This is a genomic window from Gleimia coleocanis DSM 15436 (assembly GCF_000159015.1).
In the GTDB taxonomy this organism is placed as follows: domain Bacteria; phylum Actinomycetota; class Actinomycetes; order Actinomycetales; family Actinomycetaceae; genus Gleimia; species Gleimia coleocanis.
In genome coordinates, this window is sequence record NZ_DS999545.1 from 53,993 (window position 1) to 71,921 (window position 17,929).

Annotated in this window: 17 protein-coding genes and 1 tRNA gene; 6 read left to right on the top strand and 12 right to left on the bottom strand. The window is 47.2% G+C overall.

Annotation, left to right across the window (positions count from 1 at the left end; genetic code table 11):
* Positions 1-74 precede the first annotated feature (74 nt).
* Entirely contained in the window at positions 75-1,694 is a 1,620-nt protein-coding gene (locus HMPREF0044_RS05075; RefSeq protein ID WP_040313037.1) for a dienelactone hydrolase family protein, read from the bottom strand.
* Between the two features lie 73 nt (positions 1,695-1,767).
* Positions 1,768-2,373, bottom strand: coding sequence for a hypothetical protein (locus tag HMPREF0044_RS05080; RefSeq protein ID WP_040313038.1), 606 nt, complete (start codon positions 2,371-2,373; stop codon positions 1,768-1,770).
* A gap of 186 nt (positions 2,374-2,559) precedes the next feature.
* Between HMPREF0044_RS05080 and HMPREF0044_RS05085 the strand changes: the two genes are divergently transcribed.
* From HMPREF0044_RS05085 to HMPREF0044_RS05095, 3 genes are all read left to right on the top strand, one after another.
* A complete protein-coding gene (locus HMPREF0044_RS05085; RefSeq protein WP_006547050.1) occupies positions 2,560-3,081 on the top strand; it encodes a peptidylprolyl isomerase in 522 nt (173 codons plus the stop codon).
* Between the two features lie 3 nt (positions 3,082-3,084).
* A complete protein-coding gene (locus HMPREF0044_RS05090) occupies positions 3,085-4,014 on the top strand; it encodes a rhomboid family intramembrane serine protease (RefSeq protein WP_006547051.1) in 930 nt (309 codons plus the stop codon).
* A gap of 393 nt (positions 4,015-4,407) precedes the next feature.
* A complete protein-coding gene (locus tag HMPREF0044_RS05095; protein WP_006547052.1) occupies positions 4,408-5,397 on the top strand; it encodes a hypothetical protein in 990 nt (329 codons plus the stop codon).
* A gap of 137 nt (positions 5,398-5,534) precedes the next feature.
* Here HMPREF0044_RS05095 and HMPREF0044_RS08230 read toward each other — a convergent pair whose 3' ends face one another.
* Genes HMPREF0044_RS08230 through HMPREF0044_RS05110 form a run of 3 tightly spaced genes read right to left on the bottom strand, consistent with a single transcriptional unit; the run spans position 5,535 to position 7,176 of the window.
* Positions 5,535-5,690, bottom strand: coding sequence for a hypothetical protein (locus HMPREF0044_RS08230; protein WP_006547053.1), 156 nt, complete (start codon positions 5,688-5,690; stop codon positions 5,535-5,537).
* 6 nt (positions 5,691-5,696) lie between these two features.
* On the bottom strand, positions 5,697-6,467 hold the full coding sequence (locus HMPREF0044_RS05105; RefSeq protein ID WP_006547054.1) for a class E sortase: 771 nt from the start codon (positions 6,465-6,467) through the stop codon (positions 5,697-5,699).
* The gene (locus tag HMPREF0044_RS05110) at positions 6,448-7,176 is read right to left on the bottom strand and encodes a DUF881 domain-containing protein (protein ID WP_050754363.1); all 729 of its coding nucleotides are present in this window, start codon (positions 7,174-7,176) and stop codon (positions 6,448-6,450) included. The genes HMPREF0044_RS05105 and HMPREF0044_RS05110 overlap by 20 nt, the downstream gene beginning before the upstream one ends.
* Positions 7,177-7,296: 120 nt before the next feature.
* Between HMPREF0044_RS05110 and HMPREF0044_RS05115 the strand changes: the two genes are divergently transcribed.
* Positions 7,297-7,563, top strand: coding sequence for a cell division protein CrgA (locus HMPREF0044_RS05115; protein ID WP_006547056.1), 267 nt, complete (start codon positions 7,297-7,299; stop codon positions 7,561-7,563).
* A 64-nt stretch (positions 7,564-7,627) separates the two neighbouring features.
* Here the strand turns inward: HMPREF0044_RS05115 and pknB are convergent, their stop codons facing one another.
* From pknB to HMPREF0044_RS05150, 7 genes are read right to left on the bottom strand one after another with little or no spacing between them, the layout of a single operon-like run.
* Positions 7,628-9,463 carry a Stk1 family PASTA domain-containing Ser/Thr kinase gene (gene pknB / locus HMPREF0044_RS05120; RefSeq protein ID WP_006547057.1) on the bottom strand — a complete coding sequence of 612 codons (1,836 nt, stop codon included), beginning with the start codon at positions 9,461-9,463 and terminating at the stop codon, positions 7,628-7,630.
* The gene (locus HMPREF0044_RS05125; RefSeq protein WP_006547058.1) at positions 9,457-10,794 is read right to left on the bottom strand and encodes a serine/threonine-protein kinase; all 1,338 of its coding nucleotides are present in this window, start codon (positions 10,792-10,794) and stop codon (positions 9,457-9,459) included. The genes pknB and HMPREF0044_RS05125 overlap by 7 nt, the downstream gene beginning before the upstream one ends.
* Positions 10,791-12,254 (bottom strand): peptidoglycan D,D-transpeptidase FtsI family protein, encoded by a 1,464-nt coding sequence (locus HMPREF0044_RS05130; protein WP_006547059.1) that lies wholly within the window; start codon positions 12,252-12,254, stop codon positions 10,791-10,793. The genes HMPREF0044_RS05125 and HMPREF0044_RS05130 overlap by 4 nt, the downstream gene beginning before the upstream one ends.
* Positions 12,251-13,654 carry an FtsW/RodA/SpoVE family cell cycle protein gene (locus HMPREF0044_RS05135; RefSeq protein ID WP_006547060.1) on the bottom strand — a complete coding sequence of 468 codons (1,404 nt, stop codon included), beginning with the start codon at positions 13,652-13,654 and terminating at the stop codon, positions 12,251-12,253. The genes HMPREF0044_RS05130 and HMPREF0044_RS05135 overlap by 4 nt, the downstream gene beginning before the upstream one ends.
* On the bottom strand, positions 13,654-14,946 hold the full coding sequence (locus HMPREF0044_RS05140) for a PP2C family protein-serine/threonine phosphatase (RefSeq protein WP_006547061.1): 1,293 nt from the start codon (positions 14,944-14,946) through the stop codon (positions 13,654-13,656). The genes HMPREF0044_RS05135 and HMPREF0044_RS05140 overlap by 1 nt, the downstream gene beginning before the upstream one ends.
* Positions 14,943-15,431, bottom strand: a complete 489-nt coding sequence (locus HMPREF0044_RS05145) for an FHA domain-containing protein FhaB/FipA (protein ID WP_006547062.1) — start codon at positions 15,429-15,431, stop codon at positions 14,943-14,945. The genes HMPREF0044_RS05140 and HMPREF0044_RS05145 overlap by 4 nt, the downstream gene beginning before the upstream one ends.
* Positions 15,432-15,484: 53 nt before the next feature.
* Positions 15,485-16,180: an FHA domain-containing protein gene (locus HMPREF0044_RS05150; protein WP_006547063.1), complete on the bottom strand. Its 696-nt coding sequence runs from the start codon at positions 16,178-16,180 to the stop codon at positions 15,485-15,487.
* A gap of 121 nt (positions 16,181-16,301) precedes the next feature.
* On the opposite strand from HMPREF0044_RS05150, the gene HMPREF0044_RS05155 reads away from it, so the two are divergent.
* A tRNA-Leu gene (locus tag HMPREF0044_RS05155) sits at positions 16,302-16,385 on the top strand.
* Between the two features lie 239 nt (positions 16,386-16,624).
* Positions 16,625-17,926, top strand: coding sequence for an MFS transporter (locus tag HMPREF0044_RS05160; RefSeq protein ID WP_006547064.1), 1,302 nt, complete (start codon positions 16,625-16,627; stop codon positions 17,924-17,926).
* Positions 17,927-17,929 lie beyond the last annotated feature (3 nt).

A 17,929-nucleotide genomic window follows, 5' to 3' on the forward strand; every position in this document is an offset into this window, starting at 1 on the left:
GTTATAGCTACCTCACCCATTATGTGTCTACAGTACAAACTGTTTTGTTAGCTTAACAGTAGTTTCTTCCTAATTTAGAAGAAATCTACTGTGCGTAACTGTACTGGATGGTTATCGGTTTTTAAGTGAATTCGCGTGATTGTTGCGTCAGTAACTGAAGCAGGTAAAGTTAAGCGAATAGTTCCTAACTGGTAGGTTCCGTTATCCGTGTCGGTTTCTCGATTTATTAACGCCGGATGCTGTGGTGAAACACGTAGTTTTTCTTCTTTACCATTGTCCAAAGTCAGCGTGATATCTAAGCCGGTGCCCGCATCCCCATAGCTACCAGTAGGAGAGACATGTAGAGCCATTCCGTGTGCGCCTTTAACGGAGGTCTCAGCAACTGCTTCAGTGAAATAATTAACTTCCGTAAGACCCAAAACAATGCCGAGCTCCGGCATAGGACAAGCATTTTCAGGCTTATTAGGGTTCATTGGGTCAGTGTGCACACAAATAGTTGCAGAACCGTCTTTAGCAGGCTTGAAATCTGTGGGGGAGAGACTGCGCAAAGCATTCGGCGTAGCGGCTAGCCAACGTGCTGGTAAACCAGCAACAGAGTCAGGCAGAGCTTCAACTTTATCTAAGGGAAGGTTGGTTTCTTTACCACGTAGAGTTGCATTAAACCATTCTAAACCGATTTCTTTGACGAGTTTTTGATGTGCAGTAGCATCAGGGCAATCAGCTTCATCACACCCAATGCGGTCGTCAATCTGATATTTTTCAGCTTCCTGGTTGATTAACATATGGCCAAAACCTGGAACTGCTACTACGGAAATAGTGTGTTTTCGTTTCTGCGGTAGATAATGGCTAATCCACAGGTTTGCTGATGGGCCGACATCTGCATCACTTTCACCTACTACAGCTAAATAAGGAATATCTTGTGGAGCGGGTGAGATGTTTTCTAATTCTTGAGTGTCATATGAAGGGCCATAAGCAAAAATTCCCTTTATATTACCTTTGCCGAACACTTCTGCTGCAGGTATTACTGCAGCACCGGAACGAGAATGTAAGAATAGACCAACATTAGATAAATCTGGAGTAGGAAGAGTTTTCAGACCAAAGGTATTTGTCTGCCCAGCTACATCAGATTTTAAGTTAGAAACAAATTTAGAGACTATATCCTTCCACATTTCATGTTGATCATACGGAGCTTTAATATCCCAACCAATATAAACTCCACCCAGGTCGGGAATGATTACGGTGTAGCCGGTTTCTGCAAGTGTTTCAGCAAAATACGTCATACCACGATCAAAACGATACTCAGTGGTTTTAGCGGGGCAGGGATAAGCGAAAGTATTTTCAGAACAGTTAGGAGCACGCAGATGGCTTAGTACAACTAAGGGGGATTTACCGTCAAAGTTTTTAGGTGCGACGAGTAAACCACGTGCAGGTGCAGAAAAATCACCGACGGATGTATTTCCGAAATCAATTTCAACAATGGAAACTGTGCCAGTTGCATTCTCAGAGACTACACGTTTAGCTAATTTACGATCTTTAGCAGCGTGAGGTCCGTCTGCTGCTTCTCCTATTTTCACGATGTTTTGATCAGGTTCGAAAGTTTCGGCATTTGGAGCAGAAGGAGAACAGGCTGCAAGAGACGCAGCTAATAGTAAAGTAGATAAACTTAGTGCTAAATGACGCTTAAAGTTAGACATAAACCCTCCAAAATAAGTGTGGTTGGTATAGTTCCAAACCATACCAACCACACTGAAAATAATTACAGAAAAATTACTTTTCTTCGTCTTCTTCAGCTTCCAAAGCTTCCATTTCCTCTACTGGAACTTCAGCTTCTTCAACTTCGAATTCTTCAAAGTCAGCATCTGTATCTAAATCAGCCCAGTATTCTTCTGCCCAAGGATCATCGATTGGCTGGGAACGGCGCCAAGCCAGGTAACCAGCACCAGCAACCGCAGCGCCACCCAAAGTCCACAGAGCTACGCGACCAGCGCGGAAACGACGCTTCTTAGGAACAGCGGTAGTGAGGGTTTCAGTAGCTACTTCAGTAGCCTTAGAAACACGTTCAGTTAAAGAACCTTCTTCAGCCAGTGCACGCTGTGCTTCACGGGCAGCTTCTTCGATACGTGGCAAATAATCTTCCACTACCTTGTCATGTACGTTATCGAGGTAAGGACGTACCTTAATGGCAGCTTCTTCAATCTTTGGAGCAGCCAGAGCTACACCATCTTCGTAAAGCTTCTGTGCCCTTGGAGTAGCCCATTCCAGACCCTGCTCTGCTAACTGAGTAGCTTTAACAGCTAGTTCTTCACCGCGACGCATTGCAGCTTCACCCAGAGCATCCAGATCGCGCTGCAACTTGTCTTTGTCAACAGCCATTTTCTTTCCTTCCCTTAGTTCTGCAAAACGCCCTCGGAAAAGTACGCTTGCAGAAAAGTATCTATCCCTTTCTATTTTGCCTGGAAAAGCCATAATCTGCAGTATAACTGGCTAAAATTCCACACAATTCAGGGAAAACCCTGACAAAAACTGCCTAAATAGCGAAACTATGTAAGAATTAGGAGCATGAAAGCTACTATTGAAACCACGCTCGGCGTAATTCGCCTGGAGCTATTCCCAGAACATGCACCAGTAACTGTAAAGAACTTCGTTGATCTAGCTCGTGGAAACCGGGAATGGGTTCACCCTGCAACCGGTGAAACCATGAACGAACCACTCTATGACGGCGTTATTTTCCACCGTGTTATCCCAGGCTTCATGATTCAAGGTGGCGACCCACTGGGCTTAGGTATCGGTGGTCCAGGATACAACTTTGACGATGAAATCCACCCAGAGCTGAAGTTTGACGAACCATACCTGCTGGCCATGGCAAATGCTGGTAAGCGCATGGGCAAGGGCACCAACGGCTCTCAGTTCTTTATTACTGTGGCAGCCACCCCATGGCTGAACGGCAACCATACCATCTTCGGTAAGGTAATCGATGAAGACTCTAAGCGTGTTGTCGATGAAATCGCTAATGTGCGTACCGGCGCAAATGACCGTCCACTGGAAGACGTAGCTATGTTGTCCGTGGAGATTGAGGACTAAAATTTGAGCGACCAGCCTGTATTTGGGCAGCGTCAAGAAAACTACGAATGGATCGCCTGCTATCGTCACCCACGAGAGCAGGCGATTTCCAAATGTAAACGCTGCCAACGTGACACTTGTTTAAGCTGTACTATTCCCACGGAAGTATCTACTATCTGCGCTGAATGTGCGGGAGAAGTCAGTAAACCACTGAAGATTTACAGTGGTGGTAAAACCCAGGCGCCTCAGCCAGCGGCAGCCGTAAAAACTGCTAAAAATAAGGTTTTTGCAAAGTTAGGTTACTCTGTCACTAACGTAATTATCGCTATTACGGTGGCAACGTCACTATTAGCTATGTTGATTCCAGCGGTGGGAAACTTCTTGTTCTTTAACCCGATTTTAGGTTATAAGGAGCCGTGGCGTTTCCTCACGGTCATGCTGGTACATGGTGGTTTGATTCATTTAGCTTTGAACATGTATTCACTGTATTTAGTGGGAAATTCCTTAGAGAGAGTACTGGGTACTTATCGTTATTTAGCGCTGTATGTAGCATCTGGTTTGGGTGGTTCTTTGGCAGTTTTGCTATGGGCAATGGTTTCGTTAGATTCCTTTTACCATGTGACGGTGGGTGCTTCAGGGGCAATTTTCGGCTTATTCGCAGCGGTTTATGTGGTGCAGCGAAAAAGTGGCATGGATGCGCGTGCTATGGGTATTTTGCTGGCTGTTAATTTGGCTTTAGGGTTCACTATTTCTAATGTGTCGTGGCAAGGGCATTTGGGCGGCATGATCGTGGGAGCGTTAATGTCCTTAGCATTGTTGCGTTTTGCTTTGCCTCGGCCCGGCTGGTTAGCGTCGGAAGTTTCGCGTCGCACGCATTTGGTGGTGGCGGTGACTTTTATTTTGCTAGTGGCAGCGATTACTGCGGTTTATTGGCTGCTGGTTGCGGGGATTTAGTTTTTATTTTCCCGAGGGCGCCTAGCTTAACTTTGAGTTAAGGTAGGCGCTTTTTCGTGCGTTTAAGTGGTGGGATTTTTGTATTCATTCGACTTATCGTATGAAGAATTGTCCAAAAACATACCTGTGAAGGAAACTGTATATCCACAGTTATACACATTCCTGTCCACAGCTTGGGGAAAACTACATGGATGTAGTTTCCTCAAATTGTGGGAAAACCTGTGGATAATTCACAGAATGGCTGTATACGGGGAAAAGTTATTTACACTTATCCACAGGAGTGGGGAGTAGTGAGGACAAATGGCGAAACTGAAAATTTTGACCATTTACCGCTAACTACCAGTAAAATAAATTTCAGAAACTACGACGTTTAACATCAACGAAAGCAGAGCTGTGAACTGGTTAAAGACTCTAACTGCCGAAGCGCGGGCCCTAATAGCTACCGGCATCGCAGTTATCCTGGTTCTCATCACCGGGGGAATCGGCTACTACTACGCCACCGCTGAAAATAGAGAAGACTGCGGATCCCTCACCAAAGAACTAGAATCCCTCAACACAGAGTTTGCGAACTCTAAAGAAACCGCAGAAACTTTCATTGCGGGCTTGGAAGAAACCAAACACGCTGCTGGATTCACCACTTTCAGCACCGGAAAACACGGCGTAGAAGAAGTACAAGCAGCCATCAGTAAATATGAGACTGAAATTCCAGCCTGTAAAACTACCGAAGATCATCGTCAATTAAAAGCTCTCATCGAATCCAATACCATAGGCATTAAAGAACTCGACAACGCAATCACCAACTTAGAACAGTCCCTCCAGGACTACCAAGTACGAACTCTAGACCTAACCGTAGACAAAAAACTCGAACAATTACGAGCCGCTAAAATCACTATTGCTGGCGCATTAGAACGTGGCAAACATATGGAAGCCTTCGCCACTTCAGAATTCGGTAAAAAACTGGTTGCCCAAGCGCAGGCGGTAATCACCCAAATTGAGGGAAAGATTGCTGAATACTCACAAAAAACCGACGACATTAGTAAGTTAGAAGAACGCCTCACAAAAATAGAAGCTGACAGCGCGTTAATCACCTCAGCTAACGATACTGCCGGACAGATTGAAAAAGCCTTAGCAAGTTACGTGAAACCACTGCAAACCACCGATCCTGAGAAGGAAAAAGAAGAAAAAGAAAAAGCTGAGAAGGAAAAGGAAGAGAAAGAAAAAACCGACAAGCCTGCCTCAGCTCCGACCGTTGACGTGGACATTGTCTGGTACGGCGAAGACTGCGGTGGTGACACCTTCGAATACCGTAAGAGCTACGGGTGGGACGCAGGAAGCGCCGCAGAACACGCAAAAGCCAACTGCAAGTCCTCTCACGCACCATAACAAATAAAATCAAAAAGGTTGGGGCGCACGAATCTTCATTCGTGCGCCCCAACCCTATACGCTAAGCTAAACCAGCACTACCCACCTACATGGGCAAACCAGTGCTCAAAATAAAATAAGTAGCTTTAAACACCGCCCTAGGAAACAGTTGATTCACTCAAACCAAAATAATCCTGCGCCCAAGGAAAACCCCAAGTCAGCAACGCGTAAGCTACTAAACCAATCAAAACAATAGACTCAATAACTTTAAACCAAGTTGGTCCTGGCAAGTGTCGAAAAATCCAACCGTACATTCTCAATCATTCCTTAATCATGTTGGAAAGTTCCTTCGGGATACCACTCTCACGAGGAACCCAGTGAACAAACTTGGTGTACACAATATAACGATGCGTATTACCCCAAATAGGATCACAAGTCGTTAACGTCAGCAAACGCTCCGTAGGCTGCTCACCCAACTTCCAAGGCACCGGCTCTAAAACCTCAACATCAGTTGGATTCACAATCTCCCAACTATCCACCTCATAGACCAAGAAGTTATCCTTCGTAGCCGCAACTACGCGGTCACCCTTCTTTAACTTATGCACATTCTGGAAAGCATTACCATAAGACAAACGGTGCGCAGCCACAGCAAAGTTACCCAAATCGCCCAACTGCTGAGTATCCGAATAGTGACCCGCCTTTGCAGCGTTAATAATATCTAAGCCAGTACCCTCGGCAATCGGAATCTCCTTATTCCAGGAAGGAACATACAAAGTGCCCAGATTTTCGCCGTAAACACCCTTTTCGCTAACCGGTGGCGCATCAGTACGAGGCTCACCAATCTTTAACTTATTACCAACCCGAGGCAAAGGTTTAGCATCCTTCTCAAACTCCGCAATCGCCTTATCTGCAACCGCGCTAACTTCCCAGGAAGTCCACACAATCTGCCAGAAAACAAATAAGCCCAAAATCAAGGAAATCGTAATCAGAATTTCCCCAATCACACCGATAAACTGGGCGAACAACGGCGGTTTCTTTTTCTTATGTCTGCCACCGGTGCGACGACCGGTATCAGCGTGGCGTGGAGTCATTATTTAACACTTTCACGAAGTCATAATCAGTTTTCGTTTTAAATCTCTTAATAACAATATCCGAAGACTCTTGGACTTGGAAACCTAAATGATATCTATTCACATATTGTTGGAAAACTCTAATAGAATCATCTTTATCCAAAGAATTTAACAGTTTTTGCGGGTTCCCAATCGCCGTAATCACAAACGGAGGAGAATGCAACTCGCCATTAATGTTAATGACGTTGCCAACGCAACGCACCATAGTATCAGGCTTAACTTCAATCCCTTGAATCCCGACAACCTCAGCGCCACCCGCCCACATAGCGTTAAAAACAGACTCAATATCTCCCTGGTGAATCACCAAGTCATCGGCAGAAGCCCCCTGCGGTAAAGACTCAGTATAAGGCGCATCAGATAAAGCAACGCTAATCCCCGGACCTTGAAAACCCACCGGCGGATTTAAAACCAACCCATTATTTAGTCGATTAGTTTCTGCAGTTAGCTGTTTAACTTCTTCCTCATAATCAGAAACTTCTTTAGCTAAAACGTCGATTTCGCCTTCCTTATGGCGCACTAAAGTTGGTAAATCAACATCATGGCGACCGGGCTGGGAAGCAGTATTAGAATTCGCAGTAGTTACAAAGAGCAAGCCACTGGCACACAAAACGCTGAACTGGATCACCGCAGACCGCAGATTAAAACCAGTTTCACGTTTGTGATTGCTCACTCTTAGAGCCACCTCTCCATAGATTAGAGTTTTACTGATACCCTAAAATTAAGTATTGATTGTAAGCTGATGGGTTTCAAGTGGAACACTGAAAATCCTTAGTATAGAAAGGTAATTTAAGTGCCTGTTTCTAAAAAACGTAAGAAGAACCACCGCGAGGTACATGCAGATACTGACATCACTCCATCATGGGTTGATGAGATTCCACTATCTCCATCCTGGTGGGCACCAGTATTCGTAACCTTGCTTTGCTTAGGTCTGCTGGTAATGGTGGTTTACTACATGTCCGGCGCACAGTACCCAATTCCAGGCATCGGCCACTGGAACATGGCAGTAGGTATGGGGCTAATGCTAATTGGTTTTGCCATGACCTTACGTTGGCGCTGAAAATAAAGTTTTAAAAAGCGCCCTCGGGAATTTTCCCGAGGGCGCTTCTTTCTAACTAACCGGCCTAGTTACCAGGTTTGGTTTTATCTGGGTCAGCGGGGGCATCAACAGGATTTTCTGACCTATCAGGATTAGTATTATCCTTTTCAGGTGCAGGAGCAGGCTCAGGTTTAGCTACAGCCACATCTACCGTTACTGAAGTGCGCGTAGGTAAAACCCCCTGAGGGCTAACTGCTAAAACCGTTCCGACAGGCTGATCATTAGTCTCAACCTGCCTTTCAACTACTTTCAAATCCAAAGCCTCCAAAGTGCCGCGGACCTCTTCAAGTGACTTACCAACAAGGTCGCCAGGAACCTGGACGTTACCAGAAGCAATGAAAATGTTAATGGAACTACCCTTAGTGACCGTTGCACCAATTTCAGGATCAGACTTCAAAATACGATCCTTTGGTTCGCCCAACTCGTCCAAACGATCAACTTCACCAATCTTCAAACCTACGGACTTAAGCACTTCGCGTGCCTGGTCTTGGCTCATACCCTTAATGTTCGGAACCACCAGGGAAGCCGGGCCACTAGAAATCTGCAAATGTACCTTAGATTTCTTCTTAACCTTAGTGCCCGGTTCAGGATCGGCAGAAATTACCTTCCCCTCTTCAACATCATCACTGGCAACCTTCTCACCCTGCACGCCTTCCAAACCAGCCTTAGCTAAAGCCCGCCGAGCGTCAGCGAAATCAACATTAATAATGCCAGCAGGAACTTCCACTAGCTCCTCAGTAGGCTTATTCGCAGCAGAGCTACCTAAAGCCCACCACAACCCCACACCAGCCAAAACTATAGTCACAAACGCAAGGGTCAGCCACAGCCACAGATTAGACTTCTTCTTTTCTGCACCAACACGTTTACCAGGTACCGCTGGTAAGTCAGTAGCGGTATCAGAAACACTCGCATTCGCAGCTATCAAAGTCTGAGTCGGTTGCATAGCTGCCAGCGTTACGGTAGAAGCCTCCCAAGAAGCCACGCTTGGAGCTGCAATCGCAGAACCAGCTAAAGCTCGTTCCAAATCCAGACGCATTTGCGCCGCCGAAGAATAACGATCCTGCTTATTCTTAGCCAAAGACTTTAAAACTACCCGGTCAATCGCATCAGGAATATCATGCGTTACCGACGACGGGGTCGGTGGCATCTCAGAAACATGCTGATAAGCCACAGCCACCGCAGAATCACCCTTAAAAGGAGGGCGTCCAGTCAGCAACTCAAACAATACACAACCAGTGGAATAAAGATCAGAACGCGCATCTACAACCTCTGCACGAGCCTGCTCGGGAGACAAATACTGAGCCGTACCGACCACGGCATTAGTCTGCGTCATCGTTGCCTGCGAATCAGCCATGGCGCGGGCAATACCGAAGTCCATAACCTTAACCTTGCCGGTATTAGTCAACATAATGTTACCCGGCTTAATATCACGATGAACAAAACCCTGCGTATGAGAATATTCCAAAGCAGAAAGCACACCAGAAATAATCTCTACTGCCTCATCAATCGGTACCGGAGTTCCACCCACCAACAAGTCACGGACAGTGTGTCCCTCCACGTACTCCATCACAATGTAAGGCACTGAAACTACAGAACCATCCGGCAACTGCAGGTTTTCTTCACTAGTGTCATACACTGCCACAATATTCGGGTGGTTCAAAGAAGCAGCAGCCTGCGCCTCACGCCGGAAACGCGTTTGGAAAATAGCATCCTGAGCTAAGTCCGTGCGCAGCATCTTAATCGCCACAATCCGTGAAAGGCGAGTATCAAACCCCAGATGAACCTGAGCCATGCCACCACGCCCAATCAGCGTGCGCACCTCATAGCGTCCACCCAGCAGAGTAGGCTGTGAACTTACCATTTTTGAACCTCCGAAGGGGTGTTATCCAAAGAAACGGACAAATTCTGTGAAGCCGGGTCCAATAACCCGAATGCTTCAAAAATCGGTTGGAAAGAACCCGCCGCAAGCGACTGGAACTTCGCATAAGCAAAAAGTAGGGTAAAACAAATCAAGAACACCGCGAAAGTTAACCCCAACATCTCCCATACGGACATGCTTGGCTCAACCGCACTATGGCGCCACGGCCCCTCAGACCTAGTTTTTGCCCGCTTCCCATAAATTGGACCATACGGGCTAAACAAGTACCTTAACTCAGGATTCTGTCGAGCAGAATGAGTACGACGAGTCCGCATAGCTCTAGTTTCGGGCGTATTATTCGTGGACGTCCCCACAGAAGTACCAGGACGAGTAGGCAACTTCCGGCGGCGACCCGGAACCTCCTGACCACGGCGAGTAGCTAACCTACCGGTACGTTGCCGCTCAGCGCCCTCGGAAGGAAGCGTAAGAGGACGAGGCGCTACCGAAACTCCCAAAGATTTCGCCAGCTTCGTCAAATCCTTAATCACCACGCCACAATCCGCCGGACGATCCTTCGGATTCTTACGCAACATCTTTAAAACAATCCGCCGCAACTGTGTAGGAATATCCGCAGGTAAATCAGGAACCGGCTCATTAACATGCGCAAATGCAATGTCCACCTGAGTTTTCCCTGTAAACGGACGCCTACCAGCCAACGCCTCATAAGCAATTACGCCCAAAGAATACAAGTCAGACAAATGCGTAGCAGACTCACCCATCGCCTGCTCAGGAGACAAATACTGAGCTGTCCCCATCACCATGCCCACATCAGTTAAAGCCACCTGATTAGGAGTAGTCGAAATACCAAAATCAGTTAGCTTCACCACGCCCTCGGAAGTAATCAAAATATTCGAAGGCTTAATATCGCGGTGCACCACATCCTTAAGCTTCGCTGCCTGCAAAGCCTGCGCAGTCTGAATCAATACTGGAATCAACTCAGAGACCGGAATGCGATGCCCACCTGTTAAATACTCGTTGAAAGGACGGCCCGTAACCAACTCCATCACAATCCAACCCACGCCATTAAGCTCACCATGATCCAACACCGCAGCTAAATTTGGATGGTTAATTTGCATCGCATTTTGAGCTTCAATTCGCAGACGCGTTAAAAATGCCTCTTGGCCCGCCAACTCAGACTTCAAAACCTTAACAGCTACCTTACGGGCAGTAACCTGGTCACGAGCAGACCAAACCTCTCCCATACCCCCAGTAGCCAACTGGCCAATCAGAGTATAACGCCCGCCAATCACCTTACCAGCATGATTAGTTGTCACTTCTGACCACCCGCCAATGCTGCTTCAATGACCCGCCTTGCAATCGGAGCGCCATCAACAGAACCGTACCGAATCGGTTTCTCAGTATCACCCTCAACTAAAACAGCCACAACAATTTGTGGGTTATCAGCCGGAGCAAAAGCAGTAATCCAACCGTTAGAAAAGCCCTCTACACCCGTCTCAGCAGTACCCGTCTTAGCAGCAACCTGCACATTCGGTAGCGACAAGCCATTCCCAGTTCCAAAAGGTTGGTTAACAGTATTAATCATCAAGCCCTTCAACGCTGACGCCGTTTCAGCAGAAATCGGATTAGAAAAAACCTCCGGAGAAGTTTGCTCAACCGGCACTAAGTCAGCACTCAAAATGGAGCGAATTAAATAAGGCTTCATTAAAACCCCGTCATTAGCGACCGCTGCGCCCACCATAGCCATCTGCAAAGGGGAAGCCGTTACCTGACCCTGACCAATAGAAGCCAACCCCAGCTGCGCAGGGTCAGCAGTAGCAGGGAAATTAGATTCAGAAGCAAAAAGTGGAATATCAAAAGACTGACCGAAACCAAACGCCTTTGCTTTATCCTGCAACTGGTCAGGCTGCATCTGCAAAGTCTGGTCAATAAACGGAGTATTACAAGAAATCGCAAAAGCCTCAGCTAACGTAGGATTACCAGCACCACATACAGTTCCAGAGAAGTTTGGAACTCGCGTAGTAGAACCCGGTAGTTGAATATCAGCTGGACCATTCAAACGAGTATCAGGTTTTACCCCGTTTTCAAGCATCGCCGCCGTAGTAACAATCTTAAATACAGAGCCGGGAGCATAAGAACCACCATCTAAAGCACGATTATTTAAAGGTCTATCCGGGTCATTTTCTAAATGCTTAGCATTCTGTAAAGCTACTTCCGCATCCAACATAGATAAGCTATTTGGATCATAAGTAGGAGAAGAATACAATGCCAGAATTTCCCCAGTCTTCGGGTTTAAAGCCACAACAGCGCCCTTTTGACCCAGCAGAGCCTGTGCGGCAGCTTCCTGCACTGCGGGAACTAAAGTAAGTTCAATACCGCCACCTTGACGCTGTTTACCGGTAAGTAAGTTACCAATCCGTTGCGTCCACAGGGAAGGAGACTCGCCCGTTAAAACCTGACTAGAAGCAGACTCTAAACGAGTAGCACTATTTAAGGACGCAGAGAACCAACCGGTTACAGTTGCATAGAGGCGACCCTGCGGGTAGTTACGTTCAAAACGACGAGAATCTGGAACCTGCACAGATTCTGCAATAGCTTCACCGCCCACAATAATCGGACCACGATCTTGTTCCGCAGCATGTAAGAAAGCACGCGTATTACGTCCGTCAGCATTCAACTCTGGTGCGACCCAAAACTGCAGGTATGTGGAAGCCAACAGCAGAGAAATAACCATAGAGAATGATAGTAAGAAAAGACGACGAATCTGAGGGTTCATGCAACACCCCCAGCCGTGCGGACAGAAACCTTACCCGAACCAGTTGGGACAGAATCCAACATATTCACCGCGGTAGGGCGGCGAGCAGCATCTGAAATACGCAACAGTAAAGCAATCGCAATCCAAGAAGAGACCATTGACGAACCGCCCTGCGCTAAGAAAGGCGCAGTCAAACCAGTCAGTGGAATTAAACGTGTGATACCACCTAAAACGACGAACAGCTGTAAAGCTAAAGAGAAACTAATACCAACTGCTAAGAGCTTACCGAAACCATCACGGACACCAATTGCCGTGCGGAAACCGCGCTCAATCAACACTAGGTACATCATCAAAATAGCCATTAAACCAGTTAAACCAAGTTCTTCGGCTAAAGAAGCCAAAATGAAGTCAGACTGAGCGAAAGGAACCAGATTTGGATAACCCAAACCCCACCCAGTGCCGAAAAGACCCCCTGAAGCCATGCCGAACTGACCCTGGACAACCTGGTGAGAACCACCCACCGCATCATAAATCTCAGGGTCAAAAGCATTCAGCCAAATAGTTACCCGTCGACCCACGTGAGAAAACAGCTTAGCAGCAATCACTGCAGTTGGAATGAAAAGTAAACCCCCCAGCACAATCCAAGAAGTTCGGTTAGTCGCCACGTAAATCATAGCCACAAATAAACCGAAGTAAAGCAAAGACGTACCCAAGTCACGTTGCATTACCAAAATAGCTACAGAAACTACCCAAACAACAGATATTGGGCCCAAGTCACGTAAACGAGGTAAACGAATACCCCAAAGCTTTGGGCCACCCACAGCTAAAGAATCACGGTTAGTAACCAAGTACCCAGCAAAGAAAATCGCAAGAGTGAGTTTCACAAACTCAGCTGGTTGCAAAGAAAAAGAACCGATACTAATCCAAATCTGTGCCCCATAATTTGCCTTGCCTAAACCCGGGACAAAAGGTAGCAGTAATAGCACCAAAGAAATAAACATGGCGGTGAACGTAAACTTACGTAAAACCCGATGATCACGCACCGCAATCAAAATCACTGCGGCAGCTACCAGGCCAATCCCCACCATGATTAACTGCTTAACTCCAGTCTGAAGCTCACCCGTAATCGCATAAGACTGGTCTAAACGGTAAATCATCGCTAAGCCAATCCCTGTTAATCCCACAGCTAAAGGCAAAATAACAGGGTCAGCGTGCGGAGCAAAATAATGTACACCAACCTCAGCAACCACACCTAAAACCAGCAGAATTGCAATATGAACCCCAATATTAGGAGGTACCGTACCAGTACGGTTAATAGAGGTAATAACATAACCGCCCACACCTAAAGCTAAAGCAGCTACAAGCAGTAAATAATCAAAGAAAGGCTTAGAACGCCCTGCAGATACCGTTACAGTCGCCATCAATTACCCCCAGTATTAGAGGAATCAGGCTTAGCAGGAATAGGCTCCTGCGGGTCAGTAGACTTATTATCATCTGCTGGCAACTTAGTATAAGTCTGGTGGCTCAACAAAGTCTGCAAGTAAGAATTAATAGCCTCCCGCGAGCTACGACGTACCGGCTCCTTCAAACGATCACGCTCAACCGGGCGTAACAAATTCGGATCCACCTTAGAAATCTCAATCGGGTGAGATAGCTCTAAAGGACCAATAGACTGTGGAATCCCCTGATAAATAACGATCTTATTGTCTTTAAGTAACGCATAGTACTGCTGTTGAGACCAAGCATAACCAGCCCAAGCACCTAAACCAAGCATTGCGGTAAGCAAAAAAAGAATAAACGGGGTCAGCCACGTACGTTTGGGCACAGGCGGATCAGTTAAATCGCCCTCGAAAAACTCCGTGGTAACAGCCTGTGGATTCGCAACCGACGCAGCCTTGCCAGCTGCCCCATCAGAACCTCGCGTAGGGCGCTTCCTATCAACTGCCACTGCGCCCACAATCTGCGGAGTCTGCTCCACCAAAGAACCATCCGGCACCACGTCAGCAACCACTACCGTGATGTTATCCGGCCCGCCCCCACGTAAAGCTAACTCAACCAGCACGTCAGCGCACTCGCCTGGATCCTTAAACTCCTGCAGCATAGTTGAAATCGTATCCGCAGAAACCACGCCAGATAAACCATCAGAACACAGTAGCCAACGATCCCCCGGAATTGCCTCACGCACAGATTCATCTGGAGTACCGTCAATATCTGTTGAAGAAAGTACTCGCAAAACCACGTTACGTTGTGCGTGATGCTCAGCTTCTTCCTCAGTAATCTGACCAGTATCTACTAAATACTGCACAAAAGAATGGTCAGTAGTAACCTGCGTTAAAACTCCATCACGAAGCAGATAAGCTCGCGAATCACCCACGTGAACCATTGCCAATTTATTACCAGAACGCATCAAAGCAATACAAGTAGTGCCCATTCCAGCTAGCTTCGGATCCGCCGCTGCGCGTTCCAGTAACTCCGTCCGCGTATCAGACAAAGCCTTACGCAACAAAGACAACATATCTTCAGCCGGATGCGTAATCGTATCTAAAGCAGCTAAGTGGCCAACCACAATCGAAGAAGCTAAATCGCCTCCTGCGGAACCACCTACACCATCAGCTAAAACCAGCAAGTTAGGACCCGCGTAGCCGGAATCCTGGTTACTTTTACGTAGCAAACCCACATCAGAGCGAGCCGCAAAACTGAAATCTACAGTCATTGATTCACCAACTCGAAAGTAGACTGCCCGATACGCAAAATCTGATTAACCGCAAAAGGCTGAACTCCGCTGATTCGTTCATCATCAACGTAAGTGCCGTTAGTGGAACCCAAATCCTCAATAAACCAGTAATCGCCATCTTTGAAAATTCGAGCATGGCGAGAAGAAGCGTAGGAATCATCTAAAACCAAAGTAGATGCAGGGGAGCGTCCAATCACAACTTCATTATTAACTAACTCAATCGAAGTCCCAATCAGCGGGCCACTGGTAATCAACAGTTTCGTCATCGTTGGTTGATGTTTAGCAAGACGGCGAGAAGCTCGTTTTTGTTTTTGTACGTCACGGCGCTCACGGACTTTACCGCGTGGGGTGACCACTGTTCCGAAAATATCGCGTTGCAGAACCCAAATGGCACCAAGGACTACAGCCCAGAGTAAAAACAGGTAGGCGAAACGGAAAACCGTGAACGCAAGATCTGAAGCCATTATTAAAGTCCTTGAAAAATCGATTACATCTAAATTATCAGGCAAATCTGAAATTACTCTGATTCGGAAGTCCAGAAGAGAATCCGGGTGCGACCAATTACCAGTTGATTACCATCTACTAAAGTAGCGGCATCGACCTTATGACCCTCAACGTAAAGACCGTTAGTGGAGCCTAAATCGGTGGCAATTACCCCATCAGGAGTTTTGCGGAGTTCCAGGTGTTTACGAGAAATGCCCGCATCAGCGATAGTGATGTCTGCATCGGTTCCTCGACCAATAACAGTGACTGGTTCAGTTAATAACCAACGTTGCCCATCGATATCGATAATTGGATGATATTCGGAAGCTACCTGACTAGTGGCGGGTGCTACGGCACCTCGTTCTAACTGTGTATCTACCTCTAGATGCCCAGTTAGCTCATCTGCCCCCAGTTCAAAATCAACTGAAACTGGCCCTAATAAAGAATAGTCATTTTCAGCTGCATAGCGAGTAGCAGTAGCTTCAATTTCAGCGCTTAAAACGTCTAATCCAATTTCCTGTAAGCTCTTAAAGTCCGTATTAGAAACTCGTACAGTGAAGTGGTTTGGTGCCACTACGTGATCGCGTGAGAATTCTTGGACGTCTTGTTCCATAGCCTTACGTACTGCAGAGGTGATATCTACAGGTTTTAGGCTGCTACGAAAAACTTTCGCGAAAGTCCCCTGAACTCCCTTTTCAACAGCGGCTTCGAACCGACGCAGAAAACTCATCAAGACTCCTTTCGAAAACGCTTAAAATCAATAAAATCTGGTCTACTAATTAAGTCTACCTTAGGTAAGTCGAATCCTAATTTGCATAACGCATTTTTTCCAGATAAACTAAATAAGTCTTGCGCGGGTGGCGGAATAGGTAGACGCGCACGGTTCAGGTCCGTGTGCCCTTGCGGGCATGGGGGTTCGACTCCCCCCTCGCGCACAAGGTGAAAACCTCAGAAGTTCGGTTCTGAGGTTTTTTGTTTACCCTGTGACGATGTGTCCTGCCGGGCAGTAATCTTTTGGCGCAAACACCCGCCAAAGTTAAAAACTTAAAACTGCACGTTTGCTCAGGCGTTTGCAAAATTAATCTGACAGTGTGGAAGAAAAGTTAAACTATAAGGCGATATTCACGTCAAAGAACGTAAATCTTCCCACTACACAGGTAACAAAGGAGTTTCCATGGGCTTCTTTAAGCGCAACGGCTTCCACAGCCGCGAACAGGTAGCCGCATTCCTGACAGTCGTATTCTCAGGACAGATTGTCTACTCAGCATTCGAATCCTTCAAAATCCCCTTCTACCAACGCCTCGTAGAATACTACGGACTCACCGACACCCAATTCGGTTTACTCTTCACCATGCTCGGTGTCGCCGTATTCTTCTACATCCCTGCCGGCTGGGTAAACAACCGCTTCAACGCCCGCACCATTCTCATGGCGGGCCTCGCTTACCGCTGCGTCACCGCCCTCGTAATGATCGGTCTGAAACCAGCCTTCCCAATCATGCTGGCCATCACCTTCACCTGGGGCGTACTCGACGCAATCTTCTGGCCAGCCGTAGTAAAAGGCGTCGTCCTCTTCTCCTCAAAAGAAAACAAAGGCTTCGGCCTGGGCACTCTCACCGCATTCCGCGCCGGCGGTGAAGCCACCCTTAACGGCATCATGATTGGTGTGATGGCCCTATTCCACGGCTCTATGCTGGCATTCAAAACCGGCATGATGATCTACGCTCTGCTGACCATTCCAATGATTCTGCTCATCAACCGTTTCGTACCAGCCGACCCTAAGGAAGACGGTAACGTCTCTGCTGACGCAGAAGTAGTTGAAACCAGCAACAAAGAAGCCCTGCAGGGCCTAATTAAAACCCTGAAAATTCCACGTGTCTGGCTGGCAGGTTTTGCCGGCATGACCGTTTACTGGGTTTACACCACCTTGGTTTACACCACTCCATTCTTTGTTCGCGTCTACGGCATGGACACTGAAGCCGCTGCCCTTTACGCCACCATCAACGCTATTATCCTTGGTCTGGGTGGTGGCCTGGTGGGCGGCATTGTCGCCGACAAGGTTTTCAAATCCTCTGCGAAAACCCTGGCAGTCACCCTTTCCGTAGGCGCTGCCTTCCTCTTAGGACTGGCAGCAGTTACGAAGCAGGGTGGCAACATGTACCTGGCTTTGGGAATGATTTCCGTCTTCGTATTCTTCACCATGATGGCAAAAGGTATTCAGCAAGCTCCCGTGGCGGAACTAAACCTGCCTAACTCAATCATGGGTTCAGCCATGTCGGTTAACTCGTTCATGGCTTTCGCTTGCATTCTCTGGGCAACCACCTTGAACGGCTCTATCTTAGACGCGTACAAGGATTCTCCAGAAACTGGCTTCAAGCTGATTTTCATTTCCATGGCTGCCGTTGGCATCGTGGGTGCGCTACTTTCCCTGTGGCTGGTGGTTTTGAATCGTCGCCACGCGCTTAAAGAAGCTGCATAATTA

Bases quoted from the DNA above. Each gene is read 5' to 3' on its own strand.
- HMPREF0044_RS05075 (WP_040313037.1), bottom strand. From the start codon at position 1,694: ATGTCTAACTTTAAGCGTCATTTAGCACTAAGTTTATCTACTTTACTA.
- HMPREF0044_RS05080 (WP_040313038.1), bottom strand. From the start codon at position 2,373: ATGGCTGTTGACAAAGACAAGTTGCAGCGCGATCTGGATGCTCTGGGT.
- HMPREF0044_RS05085 (WP_006547050.1), top strand. From the start codon at position 2,560: ATGAAAGCTACTATTGAAACCACGCTCGGCGTAATTCGCCTGGAGCTA.
- HMPREF0044_RS08230 (WP_006547053.1), bottom strand. From the start codon at position 5,690: ATGTACGGTTGGATTTTTCGACACTTGCCAGGACCAACTTGGTTTAAA.
- HMPREF0044_RS05105 (WP_006547054.1), bottom strand. From the start codon at position 6,467: ATGACTCCACGCCACGCTGATACCGGTCGTCGCACCGGTGGCAGACAT.
- pknB (WP_006547057.1), bottom strand. From the start codon at position 9,463: ATGGTAAGTTCACAGCCTACTCTGCTGGGTGGACGCTATGAGGTGCGC.
- HMPREF0044_RS05130 (WP_006547059.1), bottom strand. From the start codon at position 12,254: ATGAACCCTCAGATTCGTCGTCTTTTCTTACTATCATTCTCTATGGTT.
- HMPREF0044_RS05135 (WP_006547060.1), bottom strand. From the start codon at position 13,654: ATGGCGACTGTAACGGTATCTGCAGGGCGTTCTAAGCCTTTCTTTGAT.
- HMPREF0044_RS05140 (WP_006547061.1), bottom strand. From the start codon at position 14,946: ATGACTGTAGATTTCAGTTTTGCGGCTCGCTCTGATGTGGGTTTGCTA.
- HMPREF0044_RS05145 (WP_006547062.1), bottom strand. From the start codon at position 15,431: ATGGCTTCAGATCTTGCGTTCACGGTTTTCCGTTTCGCCTACCTGTTT.
- HMPREF0044_RS05150 (WP_006547063.1), bottom strand. From the start codon at position 16,180: ATGAGTTTTCTGCGTCGGTTCGAAGCCGCTGTTGAAAAGGGAGTTCAG.
- HMPREF0044_RS05160 (WP_006547064.1), top strand. From the start codon at position 16,625: ATGGGCTTCTTTAAGCGCAACGGCTTCCACAGCCGCGAACAGGTAGCC.